Origin of the sequence: Rugamonas brunnea (assembly GCF_014042345.1) — a bacterium.
Classification (GTDB): domain Bacteria; phylum Pseudomonadota; class Gammaproteobacteria; order Burkholderiales; family Burkholderiaceae_D; genus Rugamonas; species Rugamonas brunnea.
In genome coordinates this window covers 1-16,208 of sequence record NZ_JACEZT010000018.1, presented here as the reverse complement: position 1 = coordinate 16,208, position 16,208 = coordinate 1, and the positions used below count along the sequence as shown (strand labels likewise).

The 16,208-nt window shown below is 65.3% G+C and carries 15 protein-coding genes; 11 read left to right on the top strand and 4 right to left on the bottom strand.

Going from position 1 to position 16,208, the window contains the following annotated elements; genetic code table 11:
* Positions 1-27: 27 nt before the first annotated feature.
* Entirely contained in the window at positions 28-1,911 is a 1,884-nt protein-coding gene (locus H3H37_RS21595; protein ID WP_182166394.1) for a methyl-accepting chemotaxis protein, read from the top strand.
* A gap of 76 nt (positions 1,912-1,987) precedes the next feature.
* Here H3H37_RS21595 and H3H37_RS21590 read toward each other — a convergent pair whose 3' ends face one another.
* Together H3H37_RS21590 and H3H37_RS21585 are read right to left on the bottom strand one after the other, a co-directional pair.
* The gene (locus H3H37_RS21590) at positions 1,988-3,121 is read right to left on the bottom strand and encodes a glycerophosphodiester phosphodiesterase family protein (RefSeq protein WP_182166392.1); all 1,134 of its coding nucleotides are present in this window, start codon (positions 3,119-3,121) and stop codon (positions 1,988-1,990) included.
* Entirely contained in the window at positions 3,121-5,556 is a 2,436-nt protein-coding gene (locus tag H3H37_RS21585) for a TonB-dependent receptor (protein ID WP_229218959.1), read from the bottom strand. The genes H3H37_RS21590 and H3H37_RS21585 overlap by 1 nt, the downstream gene beginning before the upstream one ends.
* A gap of 182 nt (positions 5,557-5,738) precedes the next feature.
* Here H3H37_RS21585 and H3H37_RS21580 point away from each other — a divergent pair, with 182 nt between their 5' ends.
* Positions 5,739-6,053 carry a hypothetical protein gene (locus tag H3H37_RS21580; protein ID WP_229218958.1) on the top strand — a complete coding sequence of 105 codons (315 nt, stop codon included), beginning with the start codon at positions 5,739-5,741 and terminating at the stop codon, positions 6,051-6,053.
* Positions 6,054-6,131: 78 nt separating this feature from the next.
* Here H3H37_RS21580 and hslO read toward each other — a convergent pair whose 3' ends face one another.
* Positions 6,132-7,094 carry an Hsp33 family molecular chaperone HslO gene (gene hslO / locus H3H37_RS21575; protein WP_182166390.1) on the bottom strand — a complete coding sequence of 321 codons (963 nt, stop codon included), beginning with the start codon at positions 7,092-7,094 and terminating at the stop codon, positions 6,132-6,134.
* A gap of 3 nt (positions 7,095-7,097) precedes the next feature.
* Positions 7,098-7,622: a gamma carbonic anhydrase family protein gene (locus H3H37_RS21570; protein ID WP_182166388.1), complete on the bottom strand. Its 525-nt coding sequence runs from the start codon at positions 7,620-7,622 to the stop codon at positions 7,098-7,100.
* Between the two features lie 192 nt (positions 7,623-7,814).
* On the opposite strand from H3H37_RS21570, the gene H3H37_RS21565 reads away from it, so the two are divergent.
* From H3H37_RS21565 to bamC, 9 genes are all read left to right on the top strand, one after another.
* Positions 7,815-8,693, top strand: coding sequence for an alpha/beta fold hydrolase (locus H3H37_RS21565; protein ID WP_182166386.1), 879 nt, complete (start codon positions 7,815-7,817; stop codon positions 8,691-8,693).
* Positions 8,694-8,792: 99 nt separating this feature from the next.
* Positions 8,793-9,626, top strand: coding sequence for a 3',5'-nucleoside bisphosphate phosphatase (locus tag H3H37_RS21560; RefSeq protein WP_182166384.1), 834 nt, complete (start codon positions 8,793-8,795; stop codon positions 9,624-9,626).
* Positions 9,627-9,719: 93 nt separating this feature from the next.
* Complete coding sequence (gene htpX, locus H3H37_RS21555; protein WP_182166382.1) at positions 9,720-10,601, top strand: protease HtpX; 882 nt, start codon at positions 9,720-9,722, stop codon at positions 10,599-10,601.
* A 41-nt stretch (positions 10,602-10,642) separates the two neighbouring features.
* Positions 10,643-11,269 carry an L-threonylcarbamoyladenylate synthase gene (locus H3H37_RS21550; protein ID WP_182166380.1) on the top strand — a complete coding sequence of 209 codons (627 nt, stop codon included), beginning with the start codon at positions 10,643-10,645 and terminating at the stop codon, positions 11,267-11,269.
* 107 nt (positions 11,270-11,376) lie between these two features.
* Entirely contained in the window at positions 11,377-12,033 is a 657-nt protein-coding gene (locus tag H3H37_RS21545; protein WP_182166378.1) for a site-2 protease family protein, read from the top strand.
* Between the two features lie 6 nt (positions 12,034-12,039).
* Entirely contained in the window at positions 12,040-13,242 is a 1,203-nt protein-coding gene (locus tag H3H37_RS21540) for a tryptophan--tRNA ligase (RefSeq protein ID WP_182166376.1), read from the top strand.
* Positions 13,239-13,787: a class I SAM-dependent methyltransferase gene (locus tag H3H37_RS21535; protein ID WP_182166374.1), complete on the top strand. Its 549-nt coding sequence runs from the start codon at positions 13,239-13,241 to the stop codon at positions 13,785-13,787. Before H3H37_RS21540 ends, H3H37_RS21535 begins: the two co-directional genes overlap by 4 nt.
* Before the next feature lie 85 nt (positions 13,788-13,872).
* On the top strand, positions 13,873-14,751 hold the full coding sequence (gene dapA, locus H3H37_RS21530) for a 4-hydroxy-tetrahydrodipicolinate synthase (RefSeq protein ID WP_182166372.1): 879 nt from the start codon (positions 13,873-13,875) through the stop codon (positions 14,749-14,751).
* 152 nt (positions 14,752-14,903) lie between these two features.
* Entirely contained in the window at positions 14,904-16,001 is a 1,098-nt protein-coding gene (gene bamC, locus H3H37_RS21525) for an NlpB/DapX family lipoprotein (protein WP_182166370.1), read from the top strand.
* The last annotated feature ends 207 nt before the right edge of the window (positions 16,002-16,208 follow it).

The following is a 16,208-nucleotide window of genomic DNA, read 5'->3' as shown; positions in this document are numbered from 1 at the left end:
TAAAACCTACTCTACGAGGAGACGTCAATGTTGTCGAATGTACGCATCGGTACCCGCTTGGGTATGGCCTTCTTTTTGCTGACCTTGCTATCCTTGTTCCTGGGCTGGATCGCCATCCAGGAAACGACGGCCATGAACGACCAGTGGAAATCCATCAAGCAGGACGCGCTGGCCAAGCGCAACGCCGTCAACCGCGGCAACATCGCGCTCGGTGACGGCATCCACCACTTCAAGAACTTCATCCTGCGCGGCGGCGATTACGCGCAGAAATTCAGTAACGACATGGCGGCCGTGGAGCGCGTCGCCGACGAGTACAAGTCCATCGGCGCGCTGCATCCGGATGAGGAAAAGTTGCTGAACCAGTTGCGCGAAGGGGCGGCCGCCTACCGTGGCGACATGCAAACCCTGGTCACCATGCGCGCCAAGACCGACAAGCCAAACGAGCTGGACAAGGCCGTGGCCGGCGCCGACAAACCCATCTCGGCCGCGCTGGCCAGCCTGACGCAACGGACCGACGAGACCCTCAAGCAGGCCGACGTCAAGATGACGGAAGTGAGCGCGGAAGCCCAGCAGCGCGTGCTGGTCACGCTGGCGGTGACGGTGCTGCTGACGATCGCCTCCGGCGTGCTGATCACGCTCAGCATCACGCGCCCCATCCGCCGCGCCGTTTCGGTGGCCGAGACGCTGGCGCGGGGCGACCTGGCGATCGATGTGGCGAGCGATGCGCGCGATGAAACGGGCAAGCTGCTGGCGGCCATGCAGCACATGATCGCCAGCCTGCGCCAGGTGATCGACAGCCAGGCCCGGGTGGTGAACGCGGCCAACCACGGCAACTTCGACACCCGCGTGGACCTGGCCGGCTTGCAGGGCTTCCAGAAGGAGATGGGCGAGGGCTTGAACAACCTCGTCACCACCACCGGCGCCAGCATTGCCGACGTGGTGCGCATGATGGGAGCCGTTGCTGAAGGCGACCTGGACTGCGCGATCGACAAGCATTACGAGGGCGCTTTTGGCGAGCTCAAGGAATACTGCAACAACACGGTGCAGAAGCTGGCCCAGGTGGTGGCGGAGGTCAACAGCAGCGCCGAGGCGTTGGCCAGCGCCTCCGAGGAAATCAGCGCCACCGCGCAGACCCTGTCGCAGGCGGCCAGCGAACAGGCCGCCGGCGCCGAGGAAACCAGCGCCGCCATCGAGCAGATGACGGCCTCCATTTCCGCCAACACGGAGAACGCCAAGGTCACCGACGGCATGGCCAGCCAGGCCGCACGCGAGGCGGTGGAGGGCGGCGAGGCCGTGCGCTCGACCGTGGCGGCCATGAAACAGATCGCCAAGAAAATCCAGATTATCGACGACATCGCCTACCAGACCAACTTGCTGGCGTTGAACGCGGCCATTGAGGCGGCGCGCGCCGGCCAGCACGGCAAGGGTTTCGCCGTGGTGGCGGCCGAGGTGCGCAAGCTGGCAGAACGCAGCCAGCTGGCGGCGCAGGAAATCGAGCAGGTGGCCACCGGCAGTGTGGACCTGGCCGAGAAGGCGGGGCGGTTGCTCGACCAGATGGTGCCCAATATCCGCAAGACATCCGACCTGGTGCAGGAAATCACCGCCGCGTCGGAGGAGCAATCATCGGGTGTGGGACAGATCAACAGCGCCGTGGGCCAGCTGAGCCAGACCACGCAGCAGAACGCGTCGAGTTCGGAGGAACTGGCTGCCACGTCGGAGGAGATGAGCGGGCAGGCCGAGATGTTGCAGCAGACCATGTCGTTCTTCAAACTGGGCGGTGGCCAGACCGGGCGCACAGCACCGCGCCGCAGCGGCAAGCCGGAGCGCAGGCCGTCCAGCAATGTCGGCGGCCGTGGCGGCAAGGTCGCGCTGGTGACAGAACCGGACGAGAGCAACTTCGTCCGCTTCTAGCGCAAGACATACAAACCGGGGTCAGGTCATGCCATCACGCAAAATGCGTGACAGCATGACCTGACCCCGGTTTTTTTCAGGCGTCGACGGCGCGCCGGCCCAGCGCCGGGTCGTCGGTGAAGAAGCCGTCGATGCCGGTGGCCAGGTAGCGCTGCATTTCGGCCACCGAGCCTGCTTCGTTGCGCGCGTTCTCGCCCGCGCCGTCGCGGAAGTCGGCCGCCAGGAAGCGGTTTTCGGGACGGAAGGTCCACGGCTCCACGCGCAAGCCCACGCGGTGCGCATCGTCCACCAGCGACGTGGGCTGGGCCAGCTTGCCGTCCTTGGCCAGCGGGATGATGGCGCGCGTTGGCGGCGCCACCACGTCGGCATAGGTGGCGATGTCGTGCAGGCCTTCGGGCGTGCACATGCGGGCGAAGGTGAGCGTGCCGCCGGCCGCCGCCACGTCGCTGGGACGCACGGCGTCGGGCACCACCAGTTGCATCAGGCGCAGGTTGGCGCGCCGGCCCAGCTTGCCACGCAGGTATTTCAGGTTGGCCACTTCGAACGACTGGATCTCGACCGGGTTGCGGCGCGTGTAGTCGTGCCCGGCCAGGATGGCGAGGAAGCGCTCCTCCAGCGGCAAGCCGACGCTGGCGAAATAGGTCGAGCTTTTTAGTTCCGGCACCAGCCCGATCACGCGCCCGCGCGCGGCCGATTCGGCCGCCACGAAGTCGATGATCTCTTCCCAGCTCACCACCTGGAACATGCCGTTGTAGCCGGCGCTGCCGGGGCGAACCTCGGACAGGCGCTCGACGGCGCGCAGTGTTTTCAGTTCCGCGAACGTGAAGTCGTCCACGAACCAGCCTTCGTGGGTTTCGCCATCGATGGTCTTGCGCGCGCGGCGGCTGGCGAATTCGGCGCGCGCGGCCACGTCCGTCGTTTCTGTCAGGTTCGCCTCGTGGCGTGCGACCAGCACGCCATCCCTGGTGCACACGAGGTCGGGTTCCACGTAGTCGGCGCCGTCGGCAATGGCGCGCGCATACGAGGCCAGCGTGTGTTCGGGCCGCAGCGCGCTGGCGCCACGGTGGCCGAACACCAGCGGTTTGGCAGGCGCTGGCGCGGACGCGGCCAGCGCGGCGGCCGGCGCCAGCAGTGCGCAGCCGGTGGTGGCCACCGCCGCGTGGAGGAAGTGGCGGCGCGACAATCGGTTGGGGAAGAAGATCGTGCTCATCAGAAGTCCGCCATCACGGTGAAGAAAGCCTGGCGCGGGGCGATCGGGAAAGTATTGTAGGTCTTGTCGGCCGCACCCACCACTACGTTCAGGCTGCCTTCGCGGTCCAGCAGGTTGCTCACGTTGACGCGGTAGCGCGCGTTCTTGACCACGCCGCCATTCAGGAACGGCAGCTTGCCCGAGACGCCCAGGCCCAGCAGGAAGTAGCTGGGCACGCTCAGGTCGTTGGTGTAGGTGGCGTAGCGCTTGCCCACGTAGTCGCCCATCAGCTGGAATTCCGTGTCGGCCACGGTGGCCGTGGCGACGAATTTGTTCATCCACTCGGGGCTGCCCGGAACCGACTTGCCGGCCGTGGGCACGATGGCGGCGCCGTTGCTGTAGTTGTCCGAGTAGGTCGAGTGGTTGTAGGACAGCGCGTCGTAGAACGAGAAGCCGCGGCCGAAGTGCAGCGTGGCCGACAGGTCGATGCCGTCCGTCTTCACGCTGCCGACGTTGGCCAGCACGGGATTGCCGCCGATGATGGCCAGCAGCACGGGCGTGGGGCTGATCTGCAGCAGGCGGTCCTTGAAGTCCACGTGGTACAGGCTGATCTGGCTGTCGATGGCCGTCACGGGGCCGGTCGGCAGGGCGCGGTTGCTGCGCAGGCCCGCTTCGTAGGTGACCGAGGTTTCCGGCTTGGCCGTGGCCTTGAACAGGTCGAACGCCTGCTGGCTGGCCAAGCTCCACGGCGAGGCGCCACCGCCGCCGTAGGTGACGAACTGGCGCAGGTTCTTCTGCACGTTGACGAACAACTGGTTCTGGGCGCTGATGTCCCAGCGCGCGCCCGCTTGCGGCAGGAACCATTTCTTGGTGATGATCTCGCCCACTGGCAAGGCCGGCGAACCGTTGGCGATGGCGCCCTTGGCCGGTTGCACGGGGAAGCTGCCGTCGGCGAATTGCAGGCTGGACTTGAAGCCGGCCTGCAGCGCCAAGTCGGGCCGCACGCGCCACTCGTCCTGCAGGTGCAACTGGGCCACCTTGTTGTTGATCTCGCTGCCGTACTGGGTGATCAGCGGATTACTGGGGCGGTCGTATGGCGAGCTCGGGTGGTTCACGTCCAGCGCGTACCAGCGGCGGTAGGCTTCCGAGCGGTTGTGCTCCAGCCACAGGCCGGCCTGCACTTGATGCTCGCCCAGTTCCAAGCGCACGGTCGACAGCAGGCCGGCCCGGTTGATCGCATATTCCGTGGTGCGGGTGGCATAACCGGAATTGCCGAACACTTGCTTGAGGTTCTGGTTCGGGTAGTAGACGCTGAACAGGCCCGGCAAACCGGCCACGCCGATTGGGCCGGCTACCACGCCCACCCCGTCGTCGTGGTGGTAGTAGACCTGGTTGGACCAGGTGGCGGCGTCGCTCAGGTTGGCTTCGTATTTGGCGTAGGTCAGGTAGTCGGTGCGCTGGGCGTCGCTGTAGTAGTTGCTGTAGTTGTTGCCGTCGGCGGCCGGGGTGGCGCCGGTGGGCGACAAATAGGCCAGCGCGGCGGCGAAGTCCGGGTACAGGAAGGGGCGGGTGTAGGGCGCGCTCTTTTCGCCGGCCACGTGGACTGTGCTGTCCTCGTTCGGTTCGATCTTGTCCGAATAGTTGAAGAACACGGTCAGCTTGCCCGCGTCGGCGCGGTTGACATACTTGGCGTTGAGCTGGTTGCCGCCCTGGCGGCCCTCGAAGTCCCAGGCCCGTGCCTCGTGGTGGATGGCCGACAGATAGGCGCTGCTGCCGTCGCCGAAGCTGCCGGTGTCGAAGCGGGCGTAGCTGCGCGAGGTATGGTTGCTGCCTACGGTCTGCTGGACGGTGGCGCCGCGCGTGGCCAGCGGATCGGCCGAGAAGGTTTCGATGGTGCCGCCCAGGTTGCTGGTCGAGGCCGTGGCCAGGTCGCCCGCGCCCGACGACAGGATTACGCTGCTGACGTTCTCGCTGATGACGGCGCGCTGCGGCGACAGGCCGTTGTAATTGCCGTACTGCTGGTCGCCCAGCGGCACGCCATCCAGCGTGTAGCCCAGCTGCTGGCCCGAGAAGCCGTGCACGAACAGCGACAGGTTCTGTTCGTTGTTGCCCCACGGGTCGGCCGTCTGGAAGCTCACCCCGGGCAGCGTGTGCAGCGCTTTCAGCGGATTAATGCCGGGCAGGATTTTCTGCATGTCGGCCTTGCCCAGCGCGACGGACGAGCGGGTCTTGCGGGTGGCGATTTCCACCGTAGTGATGGGGCCGACGGCGGCGGCGGCCTCGGTGGCGAAGTCGGCTGCCGCCGCTGTGCTGTCGGCCATCATCAGCGCGGCGCTGTCGCCCATGTCGGCCATGGCGGCGGCCACGTTGGCGGCCATCGCCAGCATGGGGAAACTGAGGGCCGCCAGGCAGGTGGCCATGGCGCCGGCGCGGGCGCGGGGAGTCGTGCGAGTCATCGTAGTGCCTTGTCGTGAATGCCAATATTGGGGGAACAGCAACGCGGCGGATGATAGGCAGTCAGTGTGACGCCATGATGACGCGCGCTGGAGTGCGCACTCGCACCGGCCCGCCGCGCGGCTGGACAAGCGGGCGGGGCGCTCGTACACTGCGCCCAATAACTTTCAGGCAAGGCGGGGGAATGATGCGCGCAATGTGGATGCTGGCGGTGGCGGTGGGACTGACGGGTTGCTACACGGTGGACCAGAACCGTTTTTCCACTTTTGTGGCCGGCACGGTTACGCCCGGCATGTCCATGGAGCAAGCGCTGGTGCGCATGACGGCGGAGGGATTCTATTGCGACGCCAAGACGGCGCCGCCGGCTATCGTCTGCACGCGCAGCCAGCAGCGCCTGCCACTTGGCAGCTGCATCGAGCAGGTGAACCTGAGCCACGCCGGCTCAGGCAAGGTCCTGGGCGCGGTCGACGTCGCGCCCATCAAGTGTTCGCGCTGGTAAACGACAAACCGGGGTCAGGTCATACCATTGCGCAAGATGCGCGATGGTATGACCTGACCCCGGTTTTTTTTTGCGGTCTTAGTGCTTGGCTTCGCCGGCCGGGATCAGCACCTCGACCGGGGCGTCGCTGGTGAACAGCTGGGCGCAATCGACCTTGTCGTATTGGTAGTGCTGGCCGCAGAAGTCGCAGTGCACGCCGACAAAGTCCAGTTCGGCGAGCACGCCGTCGACTTCCTCGCGGCCCAGCATCTTGAGCATATTGCCCACTTTTTCGCGCGTGCACGAGCAGTGGAAGGTGGGATGCACGGGGTCGAACACGCGGATCGTCTCTTCCCAGAACAGGCGCTGCATCAGTACGTCGATGGGCGCTTCCAGCAATTCCTCGCGCTTGAGCGTGGAACCCAGGATCACGGCGCGGTTCCACGTTTCCAACGCGTCTTCCTGCGACAGCGGCACGGCTTCAGCCTTGCCGCCGTGGTAGGGCAGCTTTTGCAGCAGCAGGCCGCGCGCCGCGTCGTCGCTGGTGGCCAGCCACAGCTTGGTGTCGAGCTGTTCCGAGCGCAGCATGTAGTTTTCGATCACGGTCGCCACGTCGCCGCCGTCCAGCGGCACGATGCCCTGGTACGGTTGCTGGCCCGGCACCTTGTCGGCCGGATCGAGCGTGATGGCGAAGCGGCCCTTGCCGCTGGCGTTGAGCAGCGCCGTCAGGCCGGCGTCATCGGCGATGGCCGCGTCCGGCGCCAGCTTGGCCGTGGCGCGCAGCCGCAGTTCCGCGTCGCACTCGACCACCAGCAGGCGCACCGGGCCGTCGCCATGGATCTGCATGACGATGGAGCCGTTGAACTTCAGGTTGGCCGACAGCAGCGCGGCGGCGGCCACCATGTCGCCCAGCACGCGCTTGACGGGCGCCGGGTAGTGATGACGCGACAGCACCTCGCGCCAGGTGGCCGAAATATCGATGAACTCGCCGCGCACGGCGGCGTTGTCAAAGATGAATTTCTGCAGGGTGTCCGGGGACGGACTCATCGGGGTAACGCTCATTGCTTATCCAATCTTCTTAAGTTGCGTCTTGAACATCTGGCCGCGCTGGACATAGTTGTCCGCGTTGCCTTGCAGACGCTCGATTTCTTCCGCCGTCAGCGTGCGCACGGCCTTGGCCGGGGCGCCGATGATCAGCGAGTAATCCGGGAATTGCTTGCCCTCGGTAACCAGCGCGCCGGCGCCCACCAGGCAACCCTTGCCGATCACGGCGCCGTTCAGCACCACGGCCTGGATGCCGATCAGCGCGCCGTCGCCGATGGTGCAGCCGTGCAGCATGGCCTGGTGGCCGATGGTGACGTTGCGCCCCACCGTCAGCGGGTAGCCCATGTCCGTGTGCATGATGGTCGATTCCTGTACATTGCTGTTCTCGCCGATCGTGATGCGCTCGTTGTCGCCGCGTATCGTCACGCCGAACCAGACGGAGGCGTTGTCATGCACGGTGACCTTGCCGATCACGCTGGCGGTGTCGGCGATGAAGGCGGAGGCGGCGATGTCAGGCGTGTGTTCGCCCAGCTGGTAGATAGTCATGGGATACCTTGGTTGAGAGCAACGGGATGGCGCTATTTTACGCTGTGGTCACCCGTTCCCGCTAAAAAACGGTCGTTGTCGCCTCCGCGTGGTGGTCGTACACGCTGAGCGAACGGTCGTGCTATTATTTTGCTTTCCGGGCGGCAAGCCGCCTATATTGCGCCATGCGCACCCATTTCAAGGCAGACCATCATGCATACAGCTTCCCGTTCCGAGTTCCTGAATGTGCGCGGCCTGCGCTACCACGTGCGCCACTGGGGCCGGGTGGGCGCGCCCAAGATCGTCATGGTGCACGGCTGGATGGACGTGTCGGCCTCGTTCCAGTTCGTGGTCGATGCGTTGCAGGGCGACTGGCACGTGATCGCGCCGGACTGGCGCGGTTTCGGCCTGTCCGAGCGTTCCGGCGCCGACACCTACTGGTTCCCCGACTACCTGGCCGACCTGGACGCCATCTTGCGCCACTACGCGCCCGACGAAGCCATCAACCTGCTCGGCCACAGCATGGGCGGCAACGTGGTGGGCCTGTACGCGGGCGCGCGGCCCGAGCGCATCCGGCGCCTGATCAACCTGGAGGGCTTCGGCCTGAAGGCCAACCGGCCCGAGCAGGCGCCCAAGCGCTACGCCAAGTGGATGGACGAAATGCTGGAGCCGCCCACCATGCGCGGCTATGCCTCGCTGGAGGCCGTGGCGGCCCGCCTGCAAAAGACCAACCCGCGCCTGACGGATGCGCGAGCCGTTTTCCTGGCCCAGCACTGGTCGGCGCAAAACGCGGACGGGCAGTGGGAGATCCTCGGCGACCCGGCCCACAAGCGCATGGGGCCGCTGCTCTACCACGTGGACGAGGTGATGGCGTGCTGGAAGGCCATCACGGCGCCCGTGCTGTGGGTGGAAGCCGTGCACACCAATATGTGGGACTGGATGGGGCCGAAGCCCGAGGCGCGCCTCGAGATCGATCGCCGCCTTGGTCACCTGGCCGACGTTCAGTGCAAGATGATGGACGATGCCGGCCACATGCTGCACCATGACCAGCCCGAAGTGCTGGCCCGCATGATCGAGGACTTCCTGGCCTGATAATACGGATGCGCAGGCCTTACGCCAGCTCTAACGGCTGGGTGACAAGCAGCGTACAATGAACCTTTCGATACTGCCCCAGCAAGGCCTGATTTTCGTATGTTAAAAGTCGATCTGCACTGCCATTCCAACGTCTCCGACGGCGTGCTCGCGCCGTCCGCCGTGGCGGCCCATGCCCGCAAGGCGGGGGTGGACGTCTGGGCGCTGACCGACCATGACGAGGTGGACGGCGTGGCCGCCGCCCGCGTCGCGGCGCAGGACCTTGGCATGCGCTTCGTGTCCGGCGTCGAGATTTCCATCACCTGGGCCAGGGAGACGGTGCATATCGTCGGCCTGCAGGTGGACGAAACCAATCCGGCCCTGCTGGCCGGCCTGGCCCGCACCCGCTCCGGGCGCGACGCGCGCGGGCGCGAGATGGCGGCCCAGTTGGCCGCTGTCGGGATTCCGGATGCGTACGAGGGCGCGCTCAAATATGTCGGCAACCCGGACCTGATGTCGCGCACCCATTTCGCCCGCTACCTGATCGAAATCGGCGCGTGCGCCAACGTGCCCGACGTGTTCAAGAAATACCTGACCGAAGGCAAGCCCGGCTATGTGCCGCACAGCTGGGCCAGCCTGGCCGATGCCATGGCCTGGATCCAGGGCGCGGGCGGCATCGCCGTCATCGCCCACCCGGGCCGCTACAAGTTCAACCAGATGGCGCAGGGCGTATTGTTCGACGAGTTCAAGCAGTTGGGCGGCACCGCCATTGAGGTGGTGACGGGCAGCCACACGCCGGACCAGTACGCCGTCTACGCCCAACTGGCCAACCAGTACGGCTTCCTGGCCTCGCGCGGCACGGACTTCCACGCGCCGGGCGAGGCGCGCATCGATTTTGCGCTGCTGCCGCCGCTGCCGGCCAATGTGACGCCGGTCTGGCATGACTGGTTCTGACGGCAGCTTGTAACTATTAGCTTGTTTTTCCCGGTGATCGCCCGTATTTTATAAGTTCGTTATGATTTCGGCATTGGCACTGGGGAAACCTCTATGAAACGCATCGTTCTGTTTATCGCCACCAACCTCGCCGTGATGTTGGTGTTGTCCATCGTGTTGTCCGTGCTGGGCATCGGCCGTCCGGGCGTTAGCGGCGGACTGGACATGGGCAACCTGCTGGCGTTCTCGCTGGTGGTGGGCTTCACGGGCGCCATTTTCTCCCTGTTGATCAGCAAGCCCATGGCCAAGTGGACCACGGGCGCGCGCGTGATCGACACGCCATCCAATTCCACCGAACTGTGGCTGGTCAACACGGTCAAGGCGCTGGCCGAGCGGGCCGGCGTGGCCATGCCGGAAGTGGCGATCTACGAGGGCGAAGCGAACGCCTTCGCCACGGGCGCATTCAAAAATTCGGCGCTGGTGGCCGTCTCCACCGGCCTGCTGGAAAGCATGAACCGCGATGAGGTGGAAGCCGTCCTGGGCCACGAGATGGCCCACGTGGCCAATGGCGACATGGTGACCATGACCCTGATCCAGGGCGTGGTCAACACCTTCGTCGTGTTCCTGGCGCGCGTGGTCGGCTATTTCGTCGACCGCGTGGTGCTCAAGGGCGATGACGAGCGGCGCGGCCCCGGCATCGGCTACACGGTCACCGTGTTCGTGTGCGAAATCGTGTTCGGCCTGGCCGCCTCGCTGATCGTGGCCTGGTTCTCGCGCCAGCGCGAATTCCGCGCCGACGCCGGCTCGGCCCGCCTGCTGGGCAGCAGCCTGCCCATGCAGCACGCGCTGGCCCGCCTGGGCGGCATGGCGCCGGGTGCGCTGCCGCAGTCGCTGTCGGCGTCCGGCATCACGGCCGGCGGCGGCTGGGGCGCGCTGTTTTCCACCCATCCGCCGCTGGAGCAGCGGATCGCGGCCTTGCGTAGCGTACAATTGTGAGAAATCAACAGCGTGGCGCCTGAGCGTCCCCGTACCGGCTTATGAGTCAATTCTTCCAGATCCACCCCGACAACCCGCAGCAGCGCCTGATCAAGCAGGCCGCCCAGATCATCCACGGCGGCGGCATCGTCGCGCTGCCCACGGATTCGTGCTACGCGCTGGTGTGCCATCTGGATGACAAGTCGGCCGTGGAGCGGCTGCGCCGCATCCGCGGCATCGACGAGAAGCACCACCTGACCTTGCTGTGCCGCGACCTGAGCGAGATCGGCGTCTACGCCCGGGTGGACAACCGCCAGTTCCGCTTGCTCAAGGCCGCCACGCCGGGCCCGTTCACCTTCATCCTGGAAGCGACCAAGTGCGTGCCGCGCCGCCTGAGCCACCCGTCGCGCAAGACCATCGGCCTGCGGGTGCCGGAAAACGCCATCGTGCAGGCGCTGCTGGAGGAGCTCAAGCAGCCGCTGCTGGGCACCACGCTGATCCTGCCCGGCGACGACGATACGCCGCTGACGGACGCCGACCACATCCGCGAGAAGCTGGAAAAGCAGATCGAGCTGATCGTCGATGGCGGCGCCTGCAGCCTGGAGCCGACCACCGTGATCGACCTGAGCGGCAACGAGCCTGAACTGGTGCGCCAGGGCAGGGGCGATGCGGCCGTGTTCGGCCTGTAGTCCGGCCAGCCAGTGGACAGCCACCCCAGCCACCGCGCCGGGCTTAACCCCACCTTAAGGGGCGCCCGCTCCAATGGCGGTTTTGCCGCTCTGATAAAATCCATCCCATGAACGATTACCAAACCATCCTGGTGTATGCGTTGCCGGTGCTGTTCGCCATCACGCTGCACGAAGCGGCCCACGCCTACGCGGCCCGCTATTTCGGCGACAGCACGGCCTACCTGGCCGGGCGCATGAGCATGAACCCCATCAAGCACATCGATTTGCTGGGCACCATCATCATCCCCATCATGCTGTACCTGGCCACCGACGGTAAATTCGTGTTCGGCTACGCCAAGCCGGTGCCGGTGGACTTTTCCGCCTTGCGCAACCCGAAAAAGCAGATGGCCTGGGTGGCCCTGGCCGGGCCGGCCGCCAACTTCGTGATGGCGCTGGGCTGGATGATCCTGGCCTTGCTGGAGGCGGCCGCCGGCGTGACGGAGCCGTTCTTCGTGCGCATGGCGCAGGCCGGCATCCTGACCAATATCCTGATGTTCGCCTTCAACCTGGTGCCGATTCCGCCGCTCGATGGCGGCCGCATCCTCACCAGCGCGCTGCCGCACGCGATGGCCTACAAGTTCGCCCGGATTGAGCCGTATGGTTTTTACATCGTATTGGCCTTGATATACTTCAAAATTCTCAATTTCTTCGTCGTGCCGCTGGCCATGCTGACGGAATTCGTCCTGCGTACGCTGCTCACGCCGCTTTCCCTTCTTTTAAGTTGACCCATTATGTATCCTGATCGCGTCGTTTCCGGCATGCGCCCCACTGGCGCCATGCACCTTGGCCACTACCACGGTGCACTGAAAAACTGGATCAAGATGCAGTCCGAACTGCCTTGCCTGTTCTTCGTGGCGGACTGGCATGCGCTGACCACCCATTACGACGATCCGTCCATCATCGAGCGCAGCACCTGGGACATGCTGGTGGACTGGCTGGCGGCCGGCATCGACCCGTCGCAGTCGACGCTGTTCATCCAGTCCAAGGTGCCCGAGCATGCCGAGCTGCACCTGCTGCTGTCGATGGCCACGCCGCTGGGCTGGCTGGAGCGCGTGCCCACCTACAAGGACCAGATCGACAACCTGTCCAACCGCGACCTGGCCACCTACGGCTTCCTCGGCTATCCGCTGCTGCAGGCGGCCGACGTGCTGATCTACCGCGCCAGCCAGGTGCCGGTGGGCGAGGACCAGGTGCCGCACATCGAGATGATGCGCGAAATTGCGCGCCGTTTTAACCATTTGTACGGCAAAGAGAAGGGTTTCGAGGAAAAGGCGCAGGAAGCCGTGAAGAAGCTGGGCAGCAAGCGCGCCAAGCTGTACAACGAGCTGCGCACCGAATACCAGCAGGACGGCAAGGACGATGCGCTGGAGCAGGCCAAGGCCATGCTGGACGACGCCCAGAGCCTGTCCATGATCGACCGCGAGCGCCTGTTCGGCTACCTCGAAGGCAGCCGCAAGCTGATCCTGGTCGAGCCGCAGGCCCGCCTGACGGCCGCCTCGCGCCTGCCGGGGCTGGACGGCCGCAAGATGTCCAAGAGCTACGGCAACGCCATCGCCTTGCGCGAGGACAAGGACGTGGTCACGAAAAAAGTGCGCACCATGCCCACCGACCCGGCCCGTGTGCGCCGCACGGACGTGGGCGACCCGGCCAAGTGCCCGGTGTGGCAATTCCACGAAGTCTATTCCGACACGGCCACCAAGGAATGGGTGGTCAAGGGCTGCAAGTCGGCCGGCATCGGTTGCATCGAGTGCAAGCAGCCCGTGATCGACGCCATCGTCAAGGAACAGGAACCGATGCACGAGCGTGCCCAGCAGTACCTGGACGACCCCTCGCTGGTGCGCGCCATCGTGGCCGACGGCAACGACGTGGCCCGCAAGCTGGCCCAGGAAACCATGCGCGACGTGCGTGAAGCGATGGGCCTGGCCTACGCATGAGCGAACTGATTTCCTCCTGGGTGCGCCGCTACGCCCCGCTGATACCGGGCGGCGAAGTGTTGGACCTGGCCTGCGGCAGCGGCCGCCATGCGCGCCACCTGGCCGCGCTCGACCATGCCGTGATCGCCGTCGACCGCGATCCGGCTGCGCTGGCCGCCGCGGCCGGTCCCGGCATCGTCACCTCGGAGGTGGACCTGGAGGCCGAAGACGCCGTGTGGCCGTTCGGCCCCGGCCGCTTCGCCGGCATCGTCGTGACCAATTATTTGCACCGCCCGCTGCTGGCGTCCATGGTGGACAGCCTGGCGGCCAACGGTGTGCTGATTTACGAGACCTTCGCCGACGGGAACGCCCAGTTCGGCAAGCCATCCAATCCCGCCTTTTTGCTGCAGGCGGGCGAGCTGCTGGAGCTGGCGCGCGACCACGAGTTGCGCGTCGTCGCGTTCGAGGATGGCGTGGTTGAAGCGCCTAAACCTGCGATGGTGCAACGCTTGTGCGCCGTCAAGCAGGACTTTCCCCGCGTGGCGGCCCTGTTGCCGCCATTTTGAACAGTGATTTGTAGGTGGCGATGCACCACAGGCGCGGGCTATCGTCTACAATCGTTGTTTTAATCCTTTATGCAATTGGTTTCCTATGATTAAGGGCAGCATAGTAGCAATCGTCACCCCGATGCACGCAGACGGCAGTCTGGACTTCCCGGGTTTGAACAAGCTGATCGACTGGCACATCGCCGAAGGTACGGACGGCATCGTGATCGTCGGCACCACCGGTGAATCGGCCACCGTCACCGTGGAAGAGCACTGCGCGCTGATCAAGGCCGCGGTCGAGCACACCAACGGCCGCATCCCCATCATCGCCGGCACCGGCGGCAACTCGACCGCCGAGGCGATCGAGCTGACCCGCTACGCCAAGGAAGCGGGCGCGGACGCCGCGCTGCTGGTGGTGCCGTACTACAACCGTCCTACCCAGGAAGGCATGTACCAGCACTTCAAGGCCATCGCCGAAGCCGTGGACCTGCCCATCATCCTGTACAACGTGCCAGGCCGCACCGTTGCCGACATGAGCAACGAGACCATCCTGCGCCTGGCCGCCATCCCCAACATCGTTGGCGTCAAGGACGCGACCGGCAACATCGGCCGTGGCCTGGACCTGCTGCGCCTGGCGCCGAAGTCGTTCGCCGTCTACTCGGGCGACGATCCTTCGGCCATGGCCCTGATGCTGGCCGGCGGCAAGGGCAATATCTCCGTGACGGCCAACGTGGCCCCGCGCGCCATGCACGAGATGTGCAAGGCCGCCATGGAAGGCGACATCGCCAAGGCCGTGGAAATCAACAACAAGGTGTTCCCGCTGCACCAGAAGCTGTTCATCGAGCCGAACCCGGTGCCCGTCAAGTGGGCGCTGGCCGAAATGGGCATGATGCCGGCCGGCATACGCCTGCCGCTGGTGCCGCTGGCTGGCGAGTACCACAACGCCGTGCGCGGGGCGCTGCGCGAAGCGGGCATCCTGCCGTAACTGGCTGTTCACCGTCAGCGAACCGCGTGCCGCACGCGGTTCGCTCTCCACCCTGATACCAGCTGTCATCCAGCTTCTTAACCAGTAACGACATGACTATTCGCAAGACAGCCTCTATTTCCTCGCAGCGCGCCCTGATCGTGGGTGCTTTGATGGCCAGTTTGACCGGTTGCGGCATGATCGGTTCCGTCGTCGGCAATGACAAGGTGGACTACAAGTCCGCCAAAAAGGCCAGTACGCTCGACGTGCCGCCGGATTTGACGCAATTGCAGAAAGATAACCGCTACGCGCTGCCCGATTCGGCCAACGGCGTGGCCACCGCGTCCGGCTACAACGCGCAGAAGGGCAATGGCCCGGTCGCCTCGGTGCAGGCTGGCACGGCCGTGGCGCCGACGGCGATGAACGACATCCGCGTGGAACGCGCCGGCAACCAGCGCTGGCTGGTCGTCAAGCAGACGCCGGAGCAACTGTGGCCGCAACTGAAACAGTTCTGGGAGGATTCGGGCTTCACGCTGGCGCTGGACATGCCGACGGCCGGCATCATGGAAACGGAATGGAACGAGAACCGGGCCAAGATTCCACAGGACTTCATCCGCAACACGGTGGGCAAGGTGTTCGATTCGCTGTATTCGAGCGGTGAGCGCGACAAGTTCCGCACCCGCCTCGAACGTGCCGCCGACGGCAGCACCGAGATCTACATCAGCCACCGCGGCGCCCAGGAAGTGGTGACGGGCGCCCAGAAGGAAACGACGATGTGGACGGCCCGTCCCAACGATCCCGGCCTGGAAGCGCAATTCCTGGCGCGCCTGATGACCAAGCTGGGCAGCACGGAAGACGCGCAGGCCAAGACGGCCGTCTCCAACGCCATCGTCCAGCCGCAGCACGCCACGCTGGTGGGCGCGGGCGCCGACCGTGCCGTGTCGGTGGACGAGGGCTTCGACCGCGCCTGGCGCCGCGTGGGCCTTGCGCTGGACCGCGCCGGCTTCACGGTGGAAGACCGCGACCGTACCCAGGGCATGTACTTCGTGCGCTATGTGAGCCAGGAAGCGGGCGAGACCAAGGGCTTCTTCAGCAAGCTGTTCAGCTGGGGCGATTCCGAGGCGGACAAGGAAGCGCAGCGCTACCGCATCGCCGTCAAGGCTGGCGCCGGCAACGACAGCCTGGTCACGGTGCTCAACAACGCCGGCAAGCCGGAAACGGGCCCGGTGGCGGAAAAGATCCTGACCCTGCTGCACGAGCAACTGAAATAACGGCCAGTTCCCCCGGCCAACACCAAACCGGGGTCAGGTCATGCGATTATGCAAGATGCGGTCACGTATCTTGCATAATCGCATGACCTGACCCCGGTTAATGAGATGGTCACCCTCACCCTATAAGTCCTAATCTTATAGGGTGTTTTCATTTCTGGAGGGCGCCATCATGGACAGCGTAACGTTGATCGGTATCGACCTTGGCAA